This is a genomic window from Bradyrhizobium sp. ISRA464 (assembly GCF_029910095.1).
In the GTDB taxonomy this organism is placed as follows: domain Bacteria; phylum Pseudomonadota; class Alphaproteobacteria; order Rhizobiales; family Xanthobacteraceae; genus Bradyrhizobium.
This window is the reverse complement of sequence record NZ_CP094526.1, coordinates 7176655-7200786: the sequence shown is the minus strand read 5'-3', so window position 1 is coordinate 7200786 and position 24132 is coordinate 7176655. Positions and strand designations below refer to the sequence as shown.

20 protein-coding genes are annotated in these 24132 nt (G+C 64.4%); 8 read left to right on the top strand and 12 right to left on the bottom strand.

From position 1 onward, the window contains the following. Positions 1 to 24: 24 nt before the first annotated feature. From MTX19_RS33380 to MTX19_RS33360, 5 genes are all read right to left on the bottom strand, one after another. Positions 25 to 255, bottom strand: a complete 231-nt coding sequence (locus tag MTX19_RS33380; protein WP_280984957.1) for a DUF3551 domain-containing protein — start codon at positions 253 to 255, stop codon at positions 25 to 27. 387 nt (positions 256 to 642) lie between these two features. Continuing rightward, positions 643 to 996 carry a hypothetical protein gene (locus MTX19_RS33375; RefSeq protein ID WP_280985667.1) on the bottom strand — a complete coding sequence of 118 codons (354 nt, stop codon included), beginning with the start codon at positions 994 to 996 and terminating at the stop codon, positions 643 to 645. Positions 997 to 1304: 308 nt separating this feature from the next. Then, positions 1305 to 2540 (bottom strand): hypothetical protein, encoded by a 1236-nt coding sequence (locus tag MTX19_RS33370; protein WP_280981017.1) that lies wholly within the window; start codon positions 2538 to 2540, stop codon positions 1305 to 1307. Between the two features lie 64 nt (positions 2541 to 2604). Continuing rightward, positions 2605 to 3270 (bottom strand): HAD hydrolase-like protein, encoded by a 666-nt coding sequence (locus MTX19_RS33365; RefSeq protein WP_280981016.1) that lies wholly within the window; start codon positions 3268 to 3270, stop codon positions 2605 to 2607. 158 nt (positions 3271 to 3428) lie between these two features. Beyond that, positions 3429 to 4832: an MFS transporter gene (locus MTX19_RS33360; RefSeq protein WP_280985666.1), complete on the bottom strand. Its 1404-nt coding sequence runs from the start codon at positions 4830 to 4832 to the stop codon at positions 3429 to 3431. 200 nt (positions 4833 to 5032) lie between these two features. On the opposite strand from MTX19_RS33360, the gene MTX19_RS33355 reads away from it, so the two are divergent. Continuing rightward, positions 5033 to 5329: a CoA transferase gene (locus MTX19_RS33355; protein WP_280981014.1), complete on the top strand. Its 297-nt coding sequence runs from the start codon at positions 5033 to 5035 to the stop codon at positions 5327 to 5329. Positions 5330 to 5339: 10 nt separating this feature from the next. Then, positions 5340 to 5624: a CoA transferase gene (locus tag MTX19_RS33350; RefSeq protein WP_280981013.1), complete on the top strand. Its 285-nt coding sequence runs from the start codon at positions 5340 to 5342 to the stop codon at positions 5622 to 5624. Positions 5625 to 5672: 48 nt separating this feature from the next. Here MTX19_RS33350 and MTX19_RS33345 read toward each other — a convergent pair whose 3' ends face one another. From MTX19_RS33345 to MTX19_RS33335, 3 genes are all read right to left on the bottom strand, one after another. Beyond that, positions 5673 to 5936, bottom strand: coding sequence for a hypothetical protein (locus tag MTX19_RS33345; RefSeq protein WP_280981012.1), 264 nt, complete (start codon positions 5934 to 5936; stop codon positions 5673 to 5675). Between the two features lie 54 nt (positions 5937 to 5990). Then, complete coding sequence (locus tag MTX19_RS33340; protein WP_280985665.1) at positions 5991 to 7334, bottom strand: S41 family peptidase; 1344 nt, start codon at positions 7332 to 7334, stop codon at positions 5991 to 5993. A 205-nt stretch (positions 7335 to 7539) separates the two neighbouring features. After that, the gene (locus tag MTX19_RS33335) at positions 7540 to 9075 is read right to left on the bottom strand and encodes a Do family serine endopeptidase (protein ID WP_280981010.1); all 1536 of its coding nucleotides are present in this window, start codon (positions 9073 to 9075) and stop codon (positions 7540 to 7542) included. 383 nt (positions 9076 to 9458) lie between these two features. Here MTX19_RS33335 and MTX19_RS33330 point away from each other — a divergent pair, with 383 nt between their 5' ends. Next, positions 9459 to 10136 (top strand): L-dopachrome tautomerase-related protein, encoded by a 678-nt coding sequence (locus tag MTX19_RS33330; protein WP_280981009.1) that lies wholly within the window; start codon positions 9459 to 9461, stop codon positions 10134 to 10136. A 440-nt stretch (positions 10137 to 10576) separates the two neighbouring features. Here MTX19_RS33330 and MTX19_RS33325 read toward each other — a convergent pair whose 3' ends face one another. Continuing rightward, the gene (locus tag MTX19_RS33325) at positions 10577 to 11695 is read right to left on the bottom strand and encodes an IS110 family transposase (protein WP_280979077.1); all 1119 of its coding nucleotides are present in this window, start codon (positions 11693 to 11695) and stop codon (positions 10577 to 10579) included. Between the two features lie 156 nt (positions 11696 to 11851). Here MTX19_RS33325 and MTX19_RS33320 point away from each other — a divergent pair, with 156 nt between their 5' ends. Both MTX19_RS33320 and MTX19_RS33315 read left to right on the top strand, forming a co-directional pair. Continuing rightward, positions 11852 to 12460: a hypothetical protein gene (locus MTX19_RS33320; protein ID WP_280981008.1), complete on the top strand. Its 609-nt coding sequence runs from the start codon at positions 11852 to 11854 to the stop codon at positions 12458 to 12460. Positions 12461 to 12489: 29 nt separating this feature from the next. Beyond that, positions 12490 to 12693 (top strand): SDR family oxidoreductase, encoded by a 204-nt coding sequence (locus MTX19_RS33315; RefSeq protein WP_280981007.1) that lies wholly within the window; start codon positions 12490 to 12492, stop codon positions 12691 to 12693. 313 nt (positions 12694 to 13006) lie between these two features. On the opposite strand, the gene MTX19_RS33310 is transcribed toward MTX19_RS33315, so the two are convergent. From MTX19_RS33310 to MTX19_RS33300, 3 genes are all read right to left on the bottom strand, one after another. Continuing rightward, positions 13007 to 13681 carry an RraA family protein gene (locus tag MTX19_RS33310; RefSeq protein ID WP_280981006.1) on the bottom strand — a complete coding sequence of 225 codons (675 nt, stop codon included), beginning with the start codon at positions 13679 to 13681 and terminating at the stop codon, positions 13007 to 13009. Positions 13682 to 13917: 236 nt separating this feature from the next. Beyond that, on the bottom strand, positions 13918 to 14946 hold the full coding sequence (locus MTX19_RS33305; RefSeq protein WP_280981005.1) for an amidohydrolase family protein: 1029 nt from the start codon (positions 14944 to 14946) through the stop codon (positions 13918 to 13920). Positions 14947 to 14962: 16 nt separating this feature from the next. After that, positions 14963 to 16291, bottom strand: coding sequence for an MFS transporter (locus tag MTX19_RS33300; RefSeq protein ID WP_280981004.1), 1329 nt, complete (start codon positions 16289 to 16291; stop codon positions 14963 to 14965). 246 nt (positions 16292 to 16537) lie between these two features. Between MTX19_RS33300 and MTX19_RS33295 the strand changes: the two genes are divergently transcribed. The 3 genes from MTX19_RS33295 to MTX19_RS33285 all read left to right on the top strand — a co-directional run bounded on the left by MTX19_RS33295 (position 16538) and on the right by MTX19_RS33285 (position 24116). Further along, on the top strand, positions 16538 to 17476 hold the full coding sequence (locus MTX19_RS33295) for a LysR substrate-binding domain-containing protein (protein WP_280981003.1): 939 nt from the start codon (positions 16538 to 16540) through the stop codon (positions 17474 to 17476). Positions 17477 to 17796: 320 nt separating this feature from the next. Further along, the gene (locus MTX19_RS33290) at positions 17797 to 19773 is read left to right on the top strand and encodes a BamA/TamA family outer membrane protein (protein WP_280985664.1); all 1977 of its coding nucleotides are present in this window, start codon (positions 17797 to 17799) and stop codon (positions 19771 to 19773) included. Then, positions 19773 to 24116, top strand: a complete 4344-nt coding sequence (locus MTX19_RS33285; protein ID WP_280980999.1) for a translocation/assembly module TamB domain-containing protein — start codon at positions 19773 to 19775, stop codon at positions 24114 to 24116. The genes MTX19_RS33290 and MTX19_RS33285 overlap by 1 nt, the downstream gene beginning before the upstream one ends. Positions 24117 to 24132 lie beyond the last annotated feature (16 nt).

Sequence of the window (24132 nt, the reverse complement as noted above, 5' to 3'; positions counted from 1 at the left end):
CTCGCGAAACGCGAGCCGCAAGGATTATCGTTCAAACCTGCGAGGGGGCAACGATCTCGCAGCGTAATAGGGGTTAAGCAGGCAGCTCGCCGGGATACCCATGGCGGAGGCCTGGCACTGATTGAACGAAGTGAAGATGCAGTCCATTCGCTCGCCGATCAGCGAACCGTAGACATGCATGCAGACCGGGTAGCGTGGATCGTACATTTGTGCAGCTGCCGGCCTTGTCATCCAAAGCGCGCTTAGCGCAAGCATCAGCGCTCCAAGTAGCTTCACATCAGTTCTCCTGCCATTTGTCGAGGGCTTTCTTCACTCGCTCGGGGGCATGATACCCCCGGTTTTCCACCTTGATCCAGTTCCCAAGAAGACCGACCCGCCCGGCAGGGCCGATTTGCGACGCCTTGAAAACCGGCTCTCGAAGTCGGCCTCGCAACGCGCGGCCGACCGGTGCGGTCCCAACTGGGATCGTTGATCCGGCATATCCAGGGATTGACGCGGCTTCGCACGCTTTACGAACGTGCGGCGATGCGGAGGGGATCCGCCATGGAGCGGACAGAACGTTGGGACCCGCCGGGTGCAAGCCGGCGGGTCTTTTTGTTGAGTCCGAGTGCCTTCAGGCTGTACTTCCTCAGGCTGTCTTCTTCAGGCCGTTTTGGCGAAGAGCGTCAGGATGCCGTTGGTGAGATTGACCGCGACAACTTGTGACGAACTGAGGCCCTTCGCCTTAAGCGCCGATACGGCCTCCGGCGACGCTTCGACGGATTGCTGAAGCCTTCGCAGATCGTCTTCGCTTGCCTTTGCTACGACATTCTCGACCTTTGAACGCACTTCGGGCTCGAGGTCCTTGATGTTGACGACCTGTATGGTCCGGATGACGTTGGACTCCTCAGACTGAGACTGTGGTGGCGCCTTGGGTTGGGTTCCTTGCGCCTGCCCCCAAGCCGGCGTTCCCAGGGAGAGCGCCGCAACGATGACGGATGCCGTGGAGATCCGCATGAGCATTCCTTTCTTGATTTGATTTACCCCCAACCCGCCAGAACGCGTTCTCCTCGCGTAAGGTTCCGGGTCGTAGCGCCTCGGCGCGACGCGGGACGCCGAGATCGGCGCCTTGAAAAGCCGCCAGCGTTCGGGAGACCAGCGCTGATTCCCATTGTAACGCCGGCCCGCGAGCCCGACTCTTTGCCGGCCGCGAAGGCTCAATTCAGGCTTGTTGCTCTGTCAGCGAATGCCTCTTATGGGCCACGCGCAGACCGAACGCGCTGTGGTCGGCCTTGAACCTGGAACCGACCGGGTGCGCAGTCGCGTCACCCGGCCTGCAACGCAATGCGCGGCCAGCAAAGGTTCCGGTCACTGCGGACGATCAGTGACCCGCGGCGATCCTGGTTGGACCGCAGACGTCGTCCCGTGAGTTCGCGCCGTTGTCGTGGCCGCGGCCATTGTCCTTCATCTGGCCATAATCGCCATCGCAATTGCCGGGAGCGAACGACACGCCGCGGTAGACCATTCCGAAAGCCGGCGGCACGACGACATCGAAAGCTTCGTTCGCCGGAAGCGTCGTCGCAGCGACCTTGTCCGTAATGGCGACCACCTGATTCGGATCGGCTCCGGGCTCGACCGAATTGCTCACGGTCGACGTCACGGCGAAGATCGTCGTGGTGCCGTCGCGGTTCACGCGGCCGGTGATGTTGCGCAGACCGCCTGTTGCCGGGTCGGTCGGATAGCCGTTTCACGTGATAGGCCGTGCCAAGGTTCAGACCCTTCTGCAAGGTGTAAGCGAGGCTCCACGTGCCGTTCGCATAGATCCATTTCTGAAGACCCGCGGTCGGTGATGTTGCCGCGTCGGTCAGCTTGCCGTCGCCTTCCTGGGCGACATAAAGCGTGTTCGCATCGGCGAACCAGAGACCGAAAGGATAGAAGCCGTTCGCGCCGGAGTTCACCGAAGGATTGCTTGGGAAACCCGGAAGAATGCTGAACGCGGTCGAGGAGGCTGTGTCCCGGGTCGGCAGAACTCCCGACGCGCCGACCTGATAGACCGTGTTGATGCCGTTGCTGCCGCTGCCCTTGGTCACGTAAAGCGTGTTGTTGAAGATCGCGAGGCCGCGGAAATTATCGTCCTTGCCGGACTTGTCCGCGGCGAAGCCAAGCTGCCCGACGGCGAAGCCAAACTGGAAGCCGTTCTTGCTGCCGGGCGTTCCCTGCTGCACGCCGACCACGGTGTCGGACCCATCGCTGCCCGGCGTCGCGAGTTGAACGCCGGTGTCGTCGACAATCAGCACTGGCTGGGTACCGCTGCCGTTACCGGCATTGCCGACCATGAAATACTGGTCGGCCGGGGTGCCGTTGACCTTGTTGGCGCGGATCGCGCCGCGGCCATTGTCGCCGCTATAGACGTTGACCTTGGTCCGGTGCAGCGACCCGTCAAAGCCCAGCTCCGCGACCACGCGTGCGTGCACGCTGGTCACTGGATTGGTGGGATCGACATGGTTGGGCGAATTGGAATTGGAAACGTCCAGATCGTTCACCGCAGCGTCGTAGCCCATGAAGGTCACGGCCTTGCCGTCGGGCGACAGACGCGGGCCGGCGCTTGGCAGCCTGAAACGAAGGCTATCCGTTCAGCATCGACAGAACTATGCGAGCGAGATCGGCCGTCCGTTCCACCAATTGATCTGCGCCGGCGGCTTCGAGCTCATCTCGGCTCCCATATCCCCAAAGCACGCCAAGACCGCGCATCTTGACCGCGTGGGCGCCGACGATGTCATGCCGGCGATCGCCGACCATGAGGCTGTGCGAGGCGCAGATATCCCGTTCAGACAGGATATGGGCGAGCAACTCGGGCTTATGATCCAGTCTGCCGCCCGGCACCGAGCCGTAGATGCCGTCGAAGTATCTTGCTAATTCCAGGTTCTCCAGGATGCGCCGGGCAAAGACTTCGCGCTTCGACGTAGCCAGATAGAGCCGCAATCCGGCTCGCCGCATGTCGCGGAGCGCATCGCGGATTCCAGGGTAAGGCTCGCTTCCGAGCAGGCCGCTTTCGCCGTAGTGCTGACGATAGGCCGCCACGGCTTCATCGATCCTGTCGTCTCCGCGTGGCTGCAGCAGGGCCTGCAAGATCTCTTCGAGCGGCGGCCCGATCGCTCGCTTGATCTCGAGCGCTTCGCCGGGATCATGTCCGAGCGCACGCAGGGCGGCCGAGCAGCTCGCGATGATGCCCGGCTGCGAATCGACGAGCGTTCCGTCGAGATCCAGGAGCACGGAGCGGGCCGGGGACATGCTCGAACATAGCACCGGCTGCAGACGAGTGAACGTCTGCTCATGACGCCGGCCTTGGGACAGAGGCGGACGTAGCCCAAAGCCGGGCGTCGCTATGTTGAGGTTGCGGGAGACCTCGAAGCCACGCGAGACGGCATTGCCGTGCCTGCTCGTCTACGTCATCCCGAGATCTCCTCAAGCTCGCGATCGAGCGTGCGCGGACCCCATCCTGCAATGGCGACGACCACGATGAGCATGGCGCCCGCGATCAATCCGAACACGCCCTTGGTGCCCGCGGTCTGCAGGAAGAAGCCGATGATGAAGCTCGCAAAGATCGCGCTGAGCCGGCTCAGCGAGTAGGTGAACCCGACCGCGCGCGCCCGTATCCGGGCCGGGAACAGCTCGGCCTGATAGTTGTGGAACGAGTAGGACAGGATGTTGTTCGAAAGCGTGATCAGCACACCGAACAGGATCAACAGCGGCATGGTGCTCTGATACGAGAACAGCATTCCGAAGATGCCGATGCAGCAGGCCGCGGCGACCAACTGCCACTTTCGCTCGAACTTGTCGGCGAAGCTCATGGCCAACATTGGGCCGAACGGGTTGGCGATCGCGATGATGAATGAATAGAGCAGGCTCTTGCCGACATTGATGCCGGTCTGTTGCGCGATCAGCGTCGGCACCCAGGCGGCGAAGCCGTAGAAGCCGAAGGTCTGGAAGAACTGGAAGATCATCAGCATGAAGGTGCGGCTGCGATAGCTTGGTGCGAAGATCTCGGCCAAGCGGCCCTGGCGCTCGACCTTCTCCACGGCATGGCTTCCCGGCGTCGCCAGCGCCGCGCCCTTGAGGTCACTTCGGACTTTCGCCTCGATCGCGGTCGTGACCGCATCGGCCTCGCCGAGCCGTCCCTGATTGATCAGCCAGCGCGGGCTCTCCGGGACCGCGCGGCGGATGAACCAGACGATCAGGGCGCCGGTCGAGCCGATCAGGACCACCCAGCGCCAGCCGTCCACGCCGAACGGGCTGATCGGCACCAGCATGTAGGCGATGAACGCCACGATCGGCACAACCGAGAACATGACGCCCTGATTGAAGGCGAAGGCGCGGCCGCGCATCGATTTGGGCACGAGCTCGGACACGTAGGTGTCGATGGTGACCAGTTCCACGCCGATGCCGATGCCGGCGATCAGCCGCCACAGGCTGACGCCGAGACCCGTATTCTGGAAGGCCATCACGAATGTCGCCGCGCTGTACCACAGCATCGAATAGGTGAAGACGGTGCGACGTCCGTATTTGTCGGCGGCATAGCCGAACGCACAGGTGCCGATGAACAGGCCCGTGAAGGTCGCCGCGACGAACAACGCCGGACCCGCGAATATGCTGACGGACACGTCCTTGAGCATTCCCGCCTTCAGGAGGCCGGGAACGACATAAGCGGTCATGAACAGATCGTAGAGCTCGAACATGCCGCCGAGCGAGAGCAGCGTGACCATCATCCAGACATGTCGCGTGCCCGGGAGTCGGTCCAGGCGAGCGAGGATGTCCGCGGCACGCCCTTGGGTGGGCTGGTCAATTGTCGACATTAGGCCTCCCGTTATTTTTTATGATGAGGGACACACCCTACGCCGACACCTCCAACGGAGCGACCCATCAAACCGTAGGGGCCGGTATTCCGGCGATGCCCCGGTGGAGGCCCGGTGATGAACGTCTCCGTGGGGAAGCCGCGCCTGGCGATCAGACCAAGCATCAGCTTGGGAGACAGAGGGTACCGACACCCAGACCAGTGGGGCAATCGACAATCGCGCTCGCCGCGGGCACCGCGCCGCGCGCGATGGGCTCGGCGCATCCGCTCAATGCGCCCTATCAGGCCTTCGAAGCCTCCGACGGCTGGCTCGTAGTCGGCGGCGCCAACAAGAAGCATTGGCTCCTGATGCTGGAGGCGCTCGGTGCCACCGAGCTTGCCGCCGATCCGCGCTTCGTCACCGGCGCCGACTGCATGGCGCATTTGAAAGAGCTCGAGGCTGTCTTGAGCGAACGCTTCCGCACCAGGCCGCGATCGCACTGGCTCGCGGCCGCTTGACGACAAGGGCGTGCCGTGCGGACCCGTGCACGACATGCTGGAGGCGCTCGGCGACCCGCAGACGCTGGCACGCGAGATGGTCGTCGAGGTCGAGCATTCCACGCTCGGTCCCGTGAGGACGATCGGTCTTCCCGTCAAATTCTCGGAGACGCCGGGCAAGGTGCAGTCCGGCGCCCCCGTCTATGGCGAGCATACGCGCGAGGTGCTGGCCGAGCACGGCTTCGACGACAAGCAGATCGCAGCACTTGAGACGGAGGGCGCAATCGTTTCGGCGTCCGGAGAACGCGTCGTCTGATCGGCGTCGGTGCGACCGATAAGACGAACGTGGAAAGACGATGCGAGCTCAGGACTCGTGATCGACGAACAGCCGCCAAACTCCCTCAAACAACGCCATGAGGATGAAGAGCGTCGACGACGTCAGCAGAATGCCCGTCGCGAGGTGATGATACGATGTACCTTCGGTGAGCCCGAATCCGATCAGCGACGCACCGATCAGGCACGCCCAACCGACCAGCGCGCGCCAGGACTCGCGGATCAATGCGGACAATTCGCCCGCCATTGTCAGCTTCTCTGGTCCGGACTGAGTGGTTTGCTGCTCTTTGGTCATGGCGTGTGACCCGTCCTGAAGCATGCACGCCACATCCTGGGCGCTACAGGGGCATCATCCCGGTGCACTCGTGCGGATGATCGCCGGATTCGCTGCCGGCAGGCGTTCGAGAAAGTTCAGCGCCGCCTTGAGTTGGCTGTCCCGATCGCTTCCGATCAGGTCTTCCTTGATCGGCGGTGAAGCCGTTTCGGGGGACGCACCCTTGGCGCCCGGCGTCGCGTCGGATTTCGGGAGCGTTCCGGGATTGGCAAACGCGCCGTGGAGCTGGGCTTCGCGCCAGACCAGGGAGTTTGCGACCTGTTCGTCCTTCGCCGCCTGGACGACGACGTCGGGTGTGATGCCGTCGCCCTGAATGGAGCGGCCCGACGGGGTGTAGTACAACGCAGTCGTCAGCCGCAAGGCGCCGTGGCCCTTGATCGGGATGATGGTCTGAACGGATCCCTTGCCGAAGCTCTGAGTTCCCATCACGGTCGCGCGGTGGCGATCCTGCAATGCGCCGGCAACGATCTCGGACGCCGACGCGGAGGCGCCGTTGACGAGAACCACCATGGGGGTGTCCGGCAGCAACGCACCCGTCGCGGGAGCCGTGAACGATTGATCGTCATTGCCGTTGCGCCCACGGATCGAGACGACCATCCCGCCGTTCAGGAAATCGCTGGAAACGTCGACGGCGGATGCGAGCAGGCCGCCGGGGTCGTTTCGCAGGTCGAGGACGACGCCCGCCAGCTTGCCGTTGGCTTCGTGCTGCAGGCTCGAGATCGCTTGCCGGAGTTCGTTTGGTGTCTCCTTGCCGAACTCGCTGATCCGCAGATATCCCATGTCATTCGCTTCGAGCTTCGACTTGACGCTGTGGATTTCGATGACCTGCCGGGTGAGGGGCACGTCGAAGGGCGGCTTGCCATCGCGCAGGATCGTTAACCTGATGATCGTTCCCGGTGTTCCGCGAATCTTCCTGATCACCTCCATCAGATCCGCGCCGCGCGTGCTCTGGCCGTCGACCGAAACGATCGCATCGCCCGGCTGCAGGCCGGCACGGGCACCCGGCGTGTCGTCGATCGGGGAGAGAACAGTCGGTACTCCGTTACGATCCGTGATCTTGAGGCCGATGCCGCCGAACTTGCCGTTGATGTCCTCCTTCGACTCGCGGAATTCCGGCTCGGTCATGTAGGACGAGTGCGGATCGAGGCGGGACAGCATTCCCTTCAGGGCGGCATCGGTGAGCTGGCTCGAGTCGACCGGATGCACATAGTCCTGCTGCACGAGCTGCATCACGCCCGAGAGAAGTCCGAGGTCGGTCGTTGAAGGGCCGGCAAGCACGCGGGGTGCCAGACCCAGACCGACGACGGCGGCCGACGCCGCACAGGCGATTGCGATGGCGCGAAAATGGGATGTCTTCATTGCTTGCTCGTCCGGTGAATGCGCTTAAGACGCGAGCGTGCCGCGGAAACCGCGGCGGCGCAGCAGATGTCGATTGGCATATTCGGGCCATTCGGGGCTTTCCGATAGCCGGTCCGGTGCTGGCACCGAAATTTGATCGGAACCTCAGTCAACGAGCCCTGCCGTCGCGATTGGAGGATACGCGACGGCAGGCCGGCCGTCATGCTTAACCGATCGGCATGGCGACGAAGTGGGTATTGTCCGACGTCTTCACGCGCATCAGGACATCATGCTTGCCGTCGGACTTCGCGTCCGAGAGTGCGTTGCGAAGGTCGGCTGCGGAACCGACGCTCTTGCCTCCGACCGAAAGGATGACATCCCCGGACTGCAGGCCGTGCTCGGCTGCCGGACCGTCCGGATCGACCGCCATGACCACGACGCCCTTGTCGCCGGCGCCCCCGACGTCGCCGGCCGGAGCAACCGACAGACCGAGATGAGGAATGTCTTTCGACGACCCTTGCTCGGAATCATCCGCCCGCGCGACCTTCCGGGTGTCGTTCGGCATCTTGGCGAGGGTCACCGTCACCGTCTGCGTCTCGCCCTTGCGCAGGATGTCGAGCTTCGCCGAGCTGCCGGGCGCCATCGCCGAAATCTCTCGCGCGAGCGTCCGCGAGTCCTTGACCGCGTTGCCGTTGACCGACGTGATCACGTCGCCGGGCCGGAGGCCGGCCTGTGCGGCCGGCGTGTCCGGCTGAGCTTCGTCGACCAGCGCGCCCTGAGCCTGTTTCAGGCCGAGGCTTTCGGCGATGCCCTTCGTGACCGGCTGCACCTGTACGCCGAGCCAGCCGCGCGTCACGGAGCCGTGTTCCTTGAGCTGGGCGACGATCATTTTCACGGTCGGCGCCGGCACATCGAAGCCGATGCCGACCGAGCCGCCGGACGGCGAATAGATCGCGGTGTTGACGCCGATGACGTTGCCATTGGTGTCGAAGGTCGGCCCGCCGGAGTTGCCCTTGTTGATGGGCGCGTCGATCTGGATGTAGTTGTCGTAGGGGCCAGCGCCGATATCGCGTCCCTCGGCCGAGATGATGCCGGCCGTCACGGTGCCGCCAAGGCCATAGGGATTACCGACCGCCACGACCCAGTCGCCGACGCGAGGAACCTGGCTTTCGAGATTGACGTAAGTAAAGTCCTTCTTGCCGTCGACCTTGATGAGCGCAAGATCGGTCTTCGGATCGGTGCCGATCACCTTCGCGGTATAGATGGTGCCGTCGTCGGTCGTGACCTGAACCGACTTGGCATGATCGACGACGTGATTGTTGGTCACGGCATAACCATCAGCGGAAATGAAGAAACCGGAGCCGACGCCGGTGATGATCTCATGGCGCTGCAGCTTGCCGCCGGGGGTACCGTCGAAGCCGAACTGGCGGAAGAATTTCTCGAAGGGCGTGCCTTTCAGAGACGGGGGCAGGTTCTCCGCGTCGGGACCACTTGCATCGCTCCGTTCGTCCAGCTTCACGCGCACCGAAATGACGGCAGGCTTGACCTTCGCGACCAGGTCGGCGAAGCCCGCAGGACCTTGCGTCTGTGACGTCGGAGCGGCTGCAAGCGCTCGTTCGACAAATCGGCCGTGTCCCAACGGCCCTGCGACGGCGAGGGCGGCGCCGATCATCGCAACGGAGCCGAGCAGCGTAAGACGCCGGGCCGGCAAGATCCTGTGACGCAGTTTGTTGTTGTCGTCGAAGTTGTTGTCGTCTGGCATGCTGTTTCTCCCAGGAGTGGTTGCCTCGTATGGCTGGGCAGAAACGTATCGTCGCCGCATTACCGTGTCCTGTCGGGAGCATTAATTCCAGTGATAGGTTGCTAAATTCGCGGTAACGCTCCGCGGTGACGACACACTCGAACTCGTAGTTGAGTACGCGTGCCGTGAAGGCGACGCGTCGTGCGCTGATCTCCAAATTCCAAGACCGTGCGGCGGACGTTGGTCGGCGGCACATCCTTTCTGGCGACGCAATGTGAGATCGTGCGCGTTGCATCGCCCATGTCGCGCCAGGAGCGCCTGCCCCCTACGCGTCTTCCCTGAGGTTGAATCGTCGCGGCGATGCATCCGGTATCCGAATACGCGAGCAGGATTGAAGCGGCGTTGTGTCAGCGAAGGACTCGCTCAACGACGTACGTGTCGATGTCGTTCACAACTTTGCCTATCTGACCAACACCGCAAACAAGGGCAGCCTGGTTGTGCTGAACCTGAGAACGGGCAAGGCACGGCAGGTGCTGGTCGGCGATCGTTCGACATTCGCTGATCCCAAGCAGCATCTCATGATCGGCAAGGATGCCGCCTTACGGCCGGACGGCTCGGTGGTTGCGATCCACGCCGACGGCATCGTGCTGTCGCCGGATTCTCAGTGGCTTTATTACCGGCCATTGACGGACCACAATTATTGGCGCGTGCCCGCCGCGGCCTTGCGTGACGACACGCTGTCCGACACCGAGCTTGCCAAGAAGGTCGAGTATCTCGGCAGCTCGGTCTTGAGCGGCGGCCTGATCATGGACAGGCACGGCACGCTTTATGCGGGCGATCTGGAGCATGGCAGCGTCGTCGCCATCACCAGAACGCCGAGCCATACGCTCGCGACCAAGGTCTTCGTTCGCGATCCCGGAAAACTGTCGTGGGCCGACGGCTTTGCGATCAGTCAGGGCTATCTTTACATCGCCGATTCCCATTTGTGGGAAGTCGCCTTCAAGAACAATCTGCCGCGCTCGGGCCCGTTTACGATTTACAGGGTCAAGCTACCCGAGCGCGACGTCAGGAGGCGGCGCTAGCATTGCGAATGTCTGCCAAGCGTCACCGGAGGCCGTGCCCGGGCGCGCGCGTCGCGCCGAAGCCATCCCGCTCTGATGTCCCCAGTCAAGCACACAGCGCACGGTTTTCTCATCTCCACGAGGACTCATCGTGAAGTTCTTGCGCCGATGGATCGTGCAGAGGAGAAGGCGGGACCCAAAGACGTCGGTGAACAGGCTCTGATGCGCGGGTTGGATACCGCATTTCCGTTTTTTCGTCTGGGGCTGTCCTGGTCTAGCGTCGGGCGTCGATCGGATGATCGGCCACATAATGGGTTTCAGGATTTCCCCTGCCGTGGTCCCACCTTCACCTCTGCACGATTGATGTCTGCGACTACCCCTGATCCTGATTGCAACAAAAGGGGGCTGTGGGCCGGTCGAGCGCACCTCACGACTCGAGCGGTCCACAGCCCCCAACGACGTTACGCCTGTCGAGGTGGCATGAGCTCGCGATTGATTGCCCAAATGAAGGCGGATAGCTCTCGGGCAATCGCCGTGACGATTACGGTTCGCCGCTTGCCCTTCCGCTCGAGTGAGCGGAAGCGTCCGCACAATCTGGTTTGCGCTTTCCACGCAATCTCTCGCGCGCGTCTCGGTGCGGCCTCCACCTTTGGCTGCTTGTCTCGGCTCACGCGCGGCGGATATCGATAGCTCCAGGCCGCCTCCACAAGAATACGTCGCGCCCGCCCATTACCGGCTTTGGTGATGCCGCCTCGCTTGACCTTGTCACCAGTCGAGTTTTCCGTGGGCACCAGACCCAGATAGCCCATCAGCTCGCGCGGATTTTGAAAGCGGGAGAGATCACCGATCTCGGCCAGCACCCCCACAGCCGCAATGAGATCAATCCCCCGCATCGCCTGCAGGGCCGCGACAACCTCGGCAAGCGACCACTCGGCCACCACCTCGCGGATGGCATCCTCCAAACGCTCCATCCGCTCACTTTCCTGGCGTATCCCCTCAAGTAACTCTTCGAATGCGATGCGCTGCTCGCGATGCTCGAGCTTCTGCGACATCAGCCATCTCATGTGGGCTGGTCCCCACGTTGTCTTGCCCGGATAGATGCGTCCCAGCCGCAGCATCAATGACGAGATCTGTTGACGCTTGCCCTGGAGGTCCTTCTTTACTGCCTGACGGGCGCGCGAGAGATCGCGCATAGCCTCATGGCGCTCGTCCGGCACCCACACCGCGGTGAGCTCGCCCGCGCGCAACAGCTTGGCGAGGCTTACCGCATCGCGCCGGTTCGTCTTCACTCGATCGCCGGCCTTCTTCGGAACGAGCGAGGGAGCCACCACCAGGCAGTCATGGCCGAGGCTCTTGAGCAGTCTGTAGAGGCCATATCCTGTCGGCCCTGCTTCGTAGCAAAATGTCAGATGACAGCATTTCGCTGCAAGCTTTGCCACCAGCTTTCGGATCGTTGCCTCCGTGGCAGAAAACTCCCCGAGATATCGTACCTCGCCGCCACGGCCGCCTTCGGCAATGGCTATTGCATTGCGCGATTTTGACGTATCGATTCCGACAAAGACCTCGGTATGATGACCCACGACTCGCCCTCCTTGTTTGAGGCTCTGCCCGGTCCATCCAGGCAACCCTCGTCGCAACATCGAAGGTGAGTCGCCTCATTTTGTGGAGGGGACATACAGTCTAGCATTCCAGGTGTCCCGAGCGTATAGTTTCGCGGGGGTCTTGACGGTAATCGAATGTCCATCTTCTCAGGCAAATGCGCTCTCGCAATCGTATTGGCGGCGCTGTGTCTCAGCGGCCGCGCGGCTGACGCCCAGACCGGCCCGGTGCCGTATTGGACCCCGGGCTCGCTGTTCGGCTTCGGCGCCAGTCTCGCCGACGGCCGGAAGGCGGACACCTACGGGAACTTCCCGAGCTTTGGCGAAGGCGGCTCCGCCTATCTGAACGGCAATCGTCCGGAAGGCTGGTTTGTCGGCAGCGAAGCCGGACGCTTCGGGTTGAGCGGTCTCAATCAGGCCGGAGCGTTCGGCTCGTTCGATTACCAGGGCTCCCGGTTCGGCTACAACTTCAAGGGCGTCGATGGATCGCCCGTCACGTTCTACGCCGGCTTCGACACCCTGAAATACAATGCTCCCGGCATCGGCGGCCCGATTGCGCCGTTCAGCACCGCGTCGGGCACCAACGCCGGCTATGCTGCGCGTGCCGGTCTCGAGTTTCGCCCGACGTCGAACCTCAGCCTGTCGCTCGGGGTCGATTACGTGCAGCCGCAGGCTGAGCGCATGGACAGCGACATCAACTCGCCGCTGCTGCCCGGCCAGTCGCCGGTTCTCTTTGGTGGCCGCTAGCACCTTCCGGCACAATTTGGGATCAACGCATGGACATGCAGGGCAAGATCGCGCTCGTCACCGCCGCGGCGGCCGATCTCGAGGAGCTGATCAAGGCTGCGGTCACCCGCAATCCGATGGGCCGCGCGGCGCGTCCCGAGGAGATCGGGGAGGTCGCGGTGTTCCTCTTGTCCGACAAGGCGTCGTTCGTCACCGGCATCGCGATGCCGGTCGACGGCGTGACGCTGGCGTAGCCCGAGACAAGCCTTGGCTTGATCCAGCTGCCTGGAGCTTCGGCTCAACCTCTCCCCGTCGGGGAGAGGTCGGATTGCGAAGCAATCCGGGGGGACTTGCTCTCTCGATAGACCGTAACCCCTCACCCGATTTGCTGCGCAAATCGACCTCTCCCAAGGGAGAGCTGGGGCTCAGAACGTCGCCATTAGCCCGGCATGGGCGGCGAGCGGCGTTCCAGGCACGAAGGTCCTGGGATCAGTGAGCTGCGCCATCAGGTTGGTCACGCCGCGCGTGGTGCTGGCAAAGCGCTGGTCTCGAAGAAGGTGCCGGTGCTCAGTCCTTGTACTCGCAGCCGAGCCGCTGCAGCGCCTCGTCGACCCAGCGACGGTCGCTGGTGCCGGCCAGAATCTGCTGGATGGCCTTTTCCTCGCTCGCCTTCTTGGCCTCGGTCTGCTTGCAGATGGCTTCGGCCTCGTCATAGGGCACGCAGAGCACGCCGTCGTCGTCGGCCACGATGAGGTCGCCGGGCTCGACGATCATGCCGTCGATCGAGATGGCGCAGTTGATCTCGCCCGGGCCGTCCTTGTAGGGGCCGCGATGCGCGACGCCCGCGGCAAACACCGGGAACGATCCGGCGCGGATGGCCCCGGCATCGCGGATCGAGCCGTCGATCACGAAGCCGGCGACGCCCTTCTTCTCGGCCAGCGTCGACATGATCTCGCCGATGATGGCGTTGACCAGCACGCCGCCGGCATCGACGACGATCACGTCGCCCGGCTGGGCAAGGTCGATGGCCTTGTGGACCATCAGATTGTCGCCGGGCCTGGTCTTGACGGTCAGCGCCGGGCCGCCGAGCCAGCCGCCGGCATGCATCGGACGCAGCCGGTTGGTGCCCGCGATCCGCGACATGACATCGCTGATATTGGCGACCGGCAGGGAGCGGAAGCACGCAACCAGGTCGGACGACACCTTTCGCTTCGCCTTGTGAATAGCAAATCCTATGGCCATCAGTTTTCTCCGGTCTGTTTTCGGGCGTGATGATGGATAAGTTCTGGTTGGATAGGCTCGCCGCGATCTCGGCTCACCTCTCCCTGCTGGGGAGAGGTCGGATTGCGAAGCAATCCGGGTGAGGGTCTTGCTCCCTTGATAGGGCGCAACCCCTCTCCCGGCGCTGTGCGCCGACCTCTCCCAAGGGAGAGGTGAATCTCCGATGCCGCTCCAATCGAATCCAATCTCGTCATTCTTCAATGCGCGCGCCGTGCGAGATGGGCATTGAGGCGAGGATAGACACGGCGGGCGTTGCCTTCATAGATCTTGGCCTTGTCCTCCGCGCTCAGGGTCGGCAGCGCATCGATGTAGCGGCGGGTGTCGTCGAAGTGGTGCCCGGTCTCCGGATCGATGCCGCGGACCGCGCCGACCATCTCCGACGCAAACAGGATGTTCTCGATCGGGATCACCTTCGTCAACAGCTCGATGCCCGGACGATGATAGACGCAGGTATCGAAGAACACGTTTTTCAACAGATGCTCCGACAGCGGCGGCAGCTTCATGTCCTGCGCCAGGCCCCGGTAGCGGCCCCAGTGATAGGGCACCGCGCCGCCACCATGCGGGATGATGAATCGCAGGGTCGGGAAGCGCTTGAAGAGGTCCGAGGTCAGGAACTGCATGAAGGCCGTGGTGTCGCCGTTGAGGTAATGCGCGCCGGTGCCGTGGAAGCAGGGGTTGCAGGACGAGCTGACATGGACCATCGCCGGCACGTCGAGCTCGACCATCTTCTCATAGAGCGGAAACCACCATTCATCGGTCAGCGGCGGATCGCACCAGTAGCCGCCGGCCGGGTCCGGATTGAGGTTGCAGCCGACGAAGCCGAGCTCGTTGACGCATCGCTCGAGCTCCTCGATGCAGTTGGTCGGCTGCACGCCGGGGCTTTGCGGAAGCTGGCAGACCGGGACGAAGTTGTTGGGAAACAGCGTGCACACCCGATGCACCAGGTCGTTGCAGATCTTGGTCCATTCCAGGCTGGTCGCTTCTTTGCCGACATGATGCGCCATGCCGGCGGCGCGCGGCGAGAAGATCGTGACGTCGGTGCCGCGCTCCTTCTGCAGGCGAAGCTGCGCGCCCTCGACGCTGTCGCGGATCTCGTCGTCGGTGATGCCGAGATTGGTCGAGAGCGGACGGCGTGACTTGTCGGCAAGGCCCGCGAGCTGCTTGTCGCGGAACGCGTGCAGCTTGGGCGGCTCGGTGGTGTAGTGGCCGTGACAATCGATGATCATGATCTTGCTTTCTCCATCAGTGCGCAACGGAGGACGGGACGGCCCCCGTCAGCTCCGCTTCGCGGGGTTTGACGCGCATGGCAGCGGCGATCGCGGACGCGATGACCAGGAAGCCGGCGATCCCCACCAGCGCCCACGAGAAGCTGCCGGTGGAGTCCTTGATCAGGCCGATGCACCAGGGGCCGATCAGGCCGCCGAACTGCGCCAGCGTATTGACCAGCGCGATCGAGGCGGCGCCGGCGGCTCCCGTCAGCAGCGAGGCGTTGATGCTCCAGAACAGCGGGTTGCCGGCGTTCAGGCTGAAGCCGACGATGCAGAGGAAGACGAAGGCGAGCACCGGGCTCTGGACATAAGCGCTGCCGAGCATCGCGACAGTCGCAAGCAGATATGCCGCGGCGAGATGAAACTTCCGGTCACCCGTGCTGTCCGAGCTGCGGCTCACCACGATGGTGCCGATCACGCCGAGCAGCGGCGGGATCGCCGAGAGAAAGCCGACCTCGATATTGCTGAGATTGCCCATGCCCTTGATGATCTGCGGCAGCCACAGCAGCAGGCCGTAGATGCCGACCAGCGCGCAGCCGAACAGCGTCGCCAGCAGCCAGACCCTGATGTCGAGGACGCAATCAATCAACCTGTGCTGTCCCTGTTGCGCGATCTCGGCTCGCTCGGCGGCGAGCACTCCTTCCAGCCAGTCGGCCTGCTCGCGCGTGAGCCAGGTCGCCTTGGCGGGACGGTCGGTCAGATAATAGAGCGTGAAGAGCCCGAGCAGAATGGTCGGAACACCCTCGGCGATGAACATCCATTGCCAGCCATGCAGGCCGGCGGCGCCGTCGAACCAGGTCATGACGCTGGTCGAGATCGGCCCGCCGAGCACCGCCGAGAAGGAGCCTGCGATGATGTATCCGGCGACGGCGCGGGCGCGATAGCGCGAGGGAAACCAGTAGGTCAGATAGAGCACCACGCCCGGCATGAAGCCGGCTTCCGCCACGCCGAGACCGAACCGCATGACGTAGAGGCTGAGCGGATTCCAGACGAAGGCGGTGAGGGTTGCGACGAGGCCCCAGGTGATCAGGATGCGCGCCAGCCAGATCCGGGCGCCGAGCCAGTGCAGCATCAGATTGCTCGGGACTTCGAGCACCATGTAACCGAGGAAGAAGATGCTGGCCGCGAAGCCGAAGATCGCGGGGCTGAGACCGAGGTCCTTGTTCATGGTCAATCCGGCGTAGCCGAGATTGATGCGGTCGAGATAGTTGAAGAACATCATCACGAACAGGATCGGGATCAGCCGCCAATAGACGCGGCGGATCGTTTGCTGCTCCAGTTCACTTGCAGACGAGTCGGCCATTGATTTCCTCCCTTAATATTGTGATGGCGCCGGTGACCGGAGCGTGGAGCTTGGGGAGATCGCCGATCGGTCGTCACGCGATTGCATGGCAGATCGGCTGCGCGCGCCGCGCCGCTTGGCCGGATCCTGACGCAATTCGCGTATCTCCCCCTTGGAGCCCCGGTATTTTCGCGCCAAGATCGGGAAACGGCCGTGTGGGGTCAAATACCTTGTTGACCCCTTACTTATAGGGGATCGGAATAAGCGATGGATTACAGGCAGCTTCGCTACTTCATCGCGGTGGCGGAAGAACTCAGCTTCAGCCGCGCCGCAAAACGCCTGCATGTCAGCCAGCCGCCGCTGAGCACGCAGATCAAGGCGATGGAAGACGAACTCGGCACCCGCTTGCTGGCGCGGACGCGCCGCGCGGTGGAATTGACCCAGGCGGGGCAATTGCTGCTGGAGCATGCGCGACGCGCCGTCAGTGAGCTCGATCTCGCGTCGGAGACCGTGCGTCGCGCGGCGCGGGGCGAGGCTGGTGTGGTTCGCGTCGGCTTCACCGACTCGGTCCCGATGCTCGATATGTTCGCCGAGCTGTTCCGCAGCTTTCGCTCCAGCTATCCGCGGGTGAAGATCGAGCTGCGGCACATGTCGACCGCGAAGCAGCTGCAGGCCATCGCCGATGCCGAGCTCGATGTCGCCATCATGCGGCCGCCGCTTGATTTCAGGCCGGCAGCCGATCTCCAGGTCCATGTCGTCTGGCGGGACCGGTTGATGGCGTTCCTGCCGCTGGACCATCCGCTGGCCGACATAGCGGGCAAGCTGAAGGTCGCTGATCTCGCGGAGCATGAGTTTGTCGGGATGGCCGACGGCGGCTGCGGCGTGTGCGACCAGTCCGCGATGCTGTGCCGGCGGGCGGGATTTGCGCCGCGCGTGGTGCAGGAGGCGCATGAACTCCGAACCGTGCTGAGCCTGGTTGCGGCGGGCATCGGGCTTTCGATCCTGCCGTCCTGCTATCAGGACGCAGGCGTCGCCAACGTCGTCGCGAGGCCGCTCGACACGCCGGACGCCGAGAGCCGCATGCTGGTGGCGATGCGCACCAGCAATGCCTCGCTGCTGCCGCGGCGCTTCGTCGAATGCGCGCTGCAAGCTTCGTCGCGGAGTGCGCCGCTACGTGCTACTGACGTCGCTCCCGTCGCGGGGTGATCTGCGGACATCACGCGCCGCGTCAGATGCACGGCGCTACACACTGCGTGGAACATTCTGAAGCTGTGGTCTGTGATTCTCGCTTAACCAAAGGTAAATCGCGCGAGTTCCATGTGCTTGCCCTAGATTATCCATGATACGTCTATCAACTTCCCGTGTGGTGCCTGTTGAACGCGGAGACAGGGGATCGCCGCGCCTGAGTGGCGGGGACTCGGGTTGAGTCGACAGGCGAGTTTGGGAGCGGGACAATCAAGCAGATCGTGGTGCGACGATGTCTGCTCCCTCTGCTGGGGCAGGCAAGCCGAAAATATTCTTTTGCTGTGGCGCGACGCATCCTCGGGACGGGTTGCGCCGCGCTCGCGCTCGCTGCCTGGTCATTGTGCGAGTCGGCTCACGCGCTCGATTTCTTCGGCTTGTTCGGTTCCGACGATCCGCCACCGGTCAGCGCCACGACATTGTCGTACCGCCTGGTGATCGAGGCCAAGACGGAAGACGGCAAGGAGGACAGCGATGCGGAACAAGCATTGCGTGACGCCTCCGCCACCTATCGCCTTCGGCAGGAGCCGCCGCCGGACGGAGAAGGTCTCGTGCGCCGCCTTCAGGCCGATATCAATCCGCTGCTCGATGCACTTTGGGGGCTTGGCCGCTACAACGCGGAGGTCGGTGTGGCAATCGACGGAGCTCCCGTCTCCCCGCTCGACGAGGCTGGATTCGCCGCCGCGGCGCGCCGGGCCGACACCTTTCGCAATCGAGCAATTGTTCCGATCAAGGTCACCGTGCGGCTCGGTCCACTGTTCAAGCTGCGCACGGTTGATGTCGACTATCCGCGCGACCAGGCGCCACAGGGGCTGCCACGCCGGGCCTTTGCGCTGAAGCCAGGCGATCCGGCCGTGTCGGCCGACTTGCGCGCGGCGCAGCTGAAGCTTGTCGACTGGTTCCGCAGCAACGGGCATCCGCTGGCGAAGATCGCGGACGTCAAGGCAACAGTGGATCACGCGGCAGCCGCGATGGACTTTCGCCTGCGGGTCGAACCAGGTCCCAAGGCCGGCATCGGTGCCGTCACCGTCTCGGGCGACGGTGCTGTCGATCCGCGGGTGGTGGCCACCCATGTTTATCTGAAGGAAGGCGAGCCTTATTCTCCCGAGCGGCTGGCGTTGACCAAAACCTCGATCGCCAAGATCCCCGCCATCGGCGGCATTCGCATCCGCGAGGCCGACAAGCTCGATGCTAATGGCAACCTGCCTGTCTTCATCGATGTGACGGAGCGACCCAGGCATGCGGTGGGTCTCTCGGCGAAATATTCGACGGTCGATGGTCCCGGCGTTGCGGGCTATTATGAGGATCGGAACATATTCGGCGGCGGCGAGCGCCTGCGGCTTGAGGCGTCCGCTTCCCTTTTGCAGCGGGTCGATGGAACGTCCTTCAACGGCTTCAGCAATCTTCGCGCTTCAGATTTTGGTGCGCGATTCACGGGAACCTTCATCAAGCCGGGCCTGTTCGGCACCCCCAACGACCTCTTGATCGAAGCCACCGCCTTCCGCGAGCGCGTCGGCAACAACGAACTCGGCGGCTACACCGACGATACGGTGCGTGGCACCATTGGGGTGGTCCATCGCTTTTCGGAGACTGCTTCGCTGCAGGGCGGCCTTCAGGTCGAGCAATCGAGATCGCAGGATGTGCTGGGCCGGGTCGATGCGACGCTCGTCGGCTTCACCGCCACCGGTCGCTACGACACGACGGACAATCCGCTCGATCCGACACGCGGTGTACGCCTTGCAGCGACCGTCAATGCCTATCCGAAGCTGATGGGCTCCACGATCGATCTGTTCGAGGGCCGCGTCTCGGGTTCAACCTATTACGCGCTGGATGAGCAGGCCGATTACGTGCTGGCAGGCCGGCTGGCCGCGGGCTCGCTCGGCGGAGCGCCTTTGGCTGACATTCCGGATTCGCACCGCTTCTTCGCGGGCGGCGGCGGATCTGTGCGCGGCTACGGCTTCAACACGATCTCGCCGATGATGTTCGGTCAGATCACCGGTGGCCGCAGCTTGATCGAAGGCTCCGCCGAAGTGCGCGTCAGGATCACGCCCACCATCGGCCTCGTGCCGTTCCTTGACTTCGGCTCGGTGTCCCGTTCGTCCCTGCCGGGCTTCAGCGACTATGTCGGCTACGGGGCGGGGCTCGGCCTGCGTTACCTGACGCCGGTGGGCCCGATCCGCCTCGATGTCGCGACACCGCTGAACCCGCGGCCCGGTGACAGCCGCTACGCGATCTATGTCAGCATTGGGCAAGCCTTCTGATGCGCGCGCGACGGCCCCTCGTCATCAGTTTGGCCGTCGCGGCGCTTGGGCTCGTCTGCGTCGCGGTGCTCGGCATCGTTTTCTACGGAATGGCGGGCAGAACCGGCGAGAACCAGCAGGACATGCTCGCCAGCCTCGTCTCGCGAACGCTCTCGACGCCCGCGACCCAGGTTCATATCGGCGCCGTCGATGGCGTCCTGTCGTCGGACGCGACCGTGCGCGACGTCAGCATCACCGACAAGGACGGAGTTTGGCTAACCCTCGACAAGGCCCGTCTCGTCTGGCGGCGCAGCGCGCTGCTGGTCGGGCGGCTGGAGATCGATCGGCTCGAGATCGGCACGCTCGATATCAAGCGAAAGCCGCTGCCGTCCGACCAGCCCGCCGCGGAGTCGGACCAGCCGATCGTGCCGGAGCTTCCCGTGAAAGTGCAGGTGAAGGCTTTCGACCTGCATGCCCTGGTGCTGGGCCAGCCCATTCTCGGCGAGGCCATGAGCGTCAAGGCGACCGGCAATACCGAATTGGGCTCGCCCTCGGAGGGCCTCGTTTTCAATCTCGACGCGACCCGCACCGATTTCCCGGGCCGCTTCAAGGCCGCGCTCGCCTTTGTGCCGCAAGGCAATGCATTGACCCTCGACGTCACGCTCGATGAGCCCGCCCACGGCCTCATGTCCAAGATCGGTCATTTGCCGGGCGAGCCGCCCGTCACTTTCGCGCTTGGCGGCAAGGGCACGCTCGACAGCTTCCGCGGCGCCTTGAAGTTTCAAGCCGGCCCCACGATCGATGCGACCGGCGCGATCACGCTCGACCGCAACGGGGCGAGCCACGTTCTTGCAACCCGCCTATCGAGCCATCTCGGGCCGCTGCTGCCGTCAGTTGCCGCGCCCGTCTTTGCAGGCGAGACCAATCTCGACAGCACGACGCATTTCGGCGACGACGGCAGCGTCGCGCTGGACGGGCTGACGCTCACGAGCCGCCTGGCGCGGCTCGACGTCAAGGGCCTGCTCGGCGCCGACAAGGTGATGGATTTTTCGGCCTCGATCCGTGCCCTGCCGAGCAATGGCGACGTCACGGAGACGGACCAGGGGTCGATCCGCAGCCTGGTTTTCGACAGCAGGGTCAACGGACCGATCAAGGCTCCGACGCTTACGGCCAAGCTCGCGCTGTCAGGCGCCCGCTTGCCGGATGGCGATCTCGACTCGCTCGATGCCTCGCTCACGGCGGTGCCTCGCGCGGAGCCCTCCGACCTCGCAACGCATATCGTGCTGGACGCGAATTTGCAGGCCTCCGGCATTGCGCCGCGCGACCCTGGCCTCGCAGCAGCAATCGGCCGCACCGCTTCGCTCGTGCTCCACGGCAGCACTGATCTGGGCGGCCACGCCACCATCGAGCGGCTCGAGATCGGCACGCCCACGGTCCAGGCCACCTATACCGGTGATGTCAGCCCCGATCGGCTGCACGGCCGTGCGACCGGAGCGATGCCTGACCTCGCTCGCTTCGGCGATCTCGCCGGGGTGAAACTCAAGGGCTCGGTGGCGCTCGGCCTCGATCTCGACGCCGACCGCGAGCACGGCCGCTTCGACGCCAAATTGTCCGGCACCGGCGAGGGGATCGCGACGGGGCTCGCTGCGCTAGATGGACTCACGGGACCGCGCGTCACGCTTGCCGCCGATATCGGCGCAGATAGCAGCGGCGACACCTACACGGTCCGCGATGTGTCGCTCGACGGCGCCCATATCGCACTTCGCGCCAAGGGAACGGTGACCCGCGAGACGAGCGATCTGTCGGCGCATGTCAATTTGCCTGATCTTGCCGCGGCCGACGCGCGCTTGACGGGTGTCGGGGCTGTCGACGTCGGCCTGACCGGAGGGCTCGCTCATCCCGGCGTGTCGTTCTCGGCCTCGCTGGATCGCGCCACCGCGATGCGGCGTCCCATTCCGCATCTGGCGCTCGCCGCGACTGTCAACGACTTCAAAGGACCTTGTGCTGTCGACGCCAGGCTCGACGGCTCGATCGATGGCAAGCCGGCGCGTGGCGTTGTGCAGGTGAGCCGCCAATCGGGCGACACATCTGCTTCGACTTTCGCCGGATGGGACGCCAAGACCATCGACATCACGATCGGCTCGGTCTCCTTGAAGGGGGCGGGGACGATCGACGCGCAAAGCCTCGCGCGCGGGCAGCTTCGCTTCGCTGCCGGCTCGCTCGCCGATCTCTCGCCGCTCGCCCTGATGGATCTTGCCGGCTCGGCGTCGCTCGACCTGGCCGTATCCGCGGATGGCGGCAGCCAATCCGTCCGTCTCGCCGGCAAGGGCGCGGGGGTCCGCGCCGCCGGGGCAGCGATCCGCAGTTTCGATCTGCGCGCCGATGCGGCCGATCTCTACCGCCACCCGCTGCTCAACGCGGACGCCAAGGTCGCCGGCGCCGAGATCGCCGGCCAGACCGTCGCGAGGATCGCCCTGACCGCGCGGGGAAGCACCGGCGCGAGCACCATTGGCCTATCGGCCAAGGCGGCCGGATTCGATCTCGATGCTGGAGGCGTGCTGATGGCCAAGGATCGCACGCGGTTCGATCTCAGCCGATTCACCGCGCGGCGCGGTGCCAAGTCGATCGCGTTGCAGGGGCCGGCGAGCTTCACGCTCGACGACGGCAGTGTGCTGATCGAGCATTTGGCTTTCGGAGTTGGCAACGGCCGCTTCACGCTGGACGGCAGCGCCGGCAAGACGCTCAACGTCAAGGCCATCGCAAGCGCGATCCCGCTCGGCGAGGCCGATGTCGTGATGCCGGGCTTGGGCCTTGCCGGGACGCTCGATGCCTCGGCGACGATCGCCGGCTCCGCGAGCGCCCCGACCGGCCAGTACAAGGTGACCGTCAAGCAATTGACCGCGCCGCAGAGCCGCAGCGCCGGCCTGCCGCCGATCGACGTCACGGCGGATGGGCGCCTCGAGGGAAGCCGCGCGAGCCTCGCCACCACGATCGCCGCGGGAAAAGCCGGCACGATCACGGCTTCGGGCACCGTGCCGCTCGACGCTGCCGGGCCGATCGCGCTGACCGCGAAGGGCCGTCTCGATGCCGCCGTCGCCAATGCCGCGTTGTCAGCGTCCGGACGCACCGTGTCCGGCACCGTCGTGCTCGATGCCCGCTTGGGCGGCACGCGCGCCAAGCCTCAGATCGGCGGCGGCGCCACCTTGAGCGGAGGCAGCTTCCGCGACAGCCTGCTCGGCACACGCTTCGACAACATTGAAGCGAAGGTCACGGCCGAAGGAGACGGTATCGTCGTCGAACGCCTGACCGCGGCGACGCCCAACGGCGGCACATTGTCCGGCTCCGGCCAGGTGCGGGTCGCCCCCGATGCAGGCTTCCCGGGCACGGTCTCGATCCGCGGACAGCAGGCGACACTGGCGGCCAGTGCGCTCGCCACCGCGCAGGCCAATCTCGCGATCGACGTCACCGGCGCTTTGGCGCGCGATCCACGGATCAGCGGCCGAATCGACCTGACCCACGTCAGCGTCGATATTCCCGATCGGCTTCCGTCGACGCTGAAACCGATCGACGGCATCAACCACGTGAACGCCTCGGGCCAGGCGGCTGCGCGTCTCGCGGCGGCGCGCAGGGCCGAAGCGTTGAAAGGCAGCAAGGGGCGCGCGGCGCTGTTCAATGCCGCGCTTGACGTTTCGGTCTCGGCACCGAACCACGTCTTTATTCACGGCCGTGGGGTGAACGCGGAGCTCGGCGGCTCCGTTCACGTGAGCGGCACGACCAACGCTCCCGTGCCGAAGGGTGCCTTCTCGCTTTACCAGGGCAAGCTGGCGGTGCTCGGCAAGACCTTGACCTTCACCAAGGGCAACCTCTCCTTCAACGGCGACCTTGCTCCCGAACTCGACTTTGCGGCGGAGATACAGGCCTCCGACATCACTGCGCAGGTCGGAATCTCCGGGCCGGCCGCGGCGCCGGTCTTCGCCTTCACGTCGCAGCCGGAATTGCCGCAGGACGAGATCCTTTCGCGCATCCTGTTCCAGAAGGCGTCGGGCAGCCTGACGACGTCGCAGGCGCTGCAACTCGCGGAGGTGGCGGCGCAGTTCGCAAGCGGCGGTGAGGGGACGATGGACCGCATGCGCCGCTCGCTCGGCGTCGACAGCCTGGATGTGGGCGCCGGGGCAGGCGGCCCGATGGTCGGCGCGTCGCGCGCGATCGGCGACAGGCTGAGCGTGGGTGTGCGGACGGGCGCGAGCGCTAGCCAGTCAGGCGTGTCGGCCAATGTCGATGTCACGCGCCACATCCGGGTCGAATCGGATGTCGACGCGAAAGGCGCGACGTCGGTCGGAGTCGGAACGCGGTACGAATGGTGAGCTGAGCGCGGTGTCA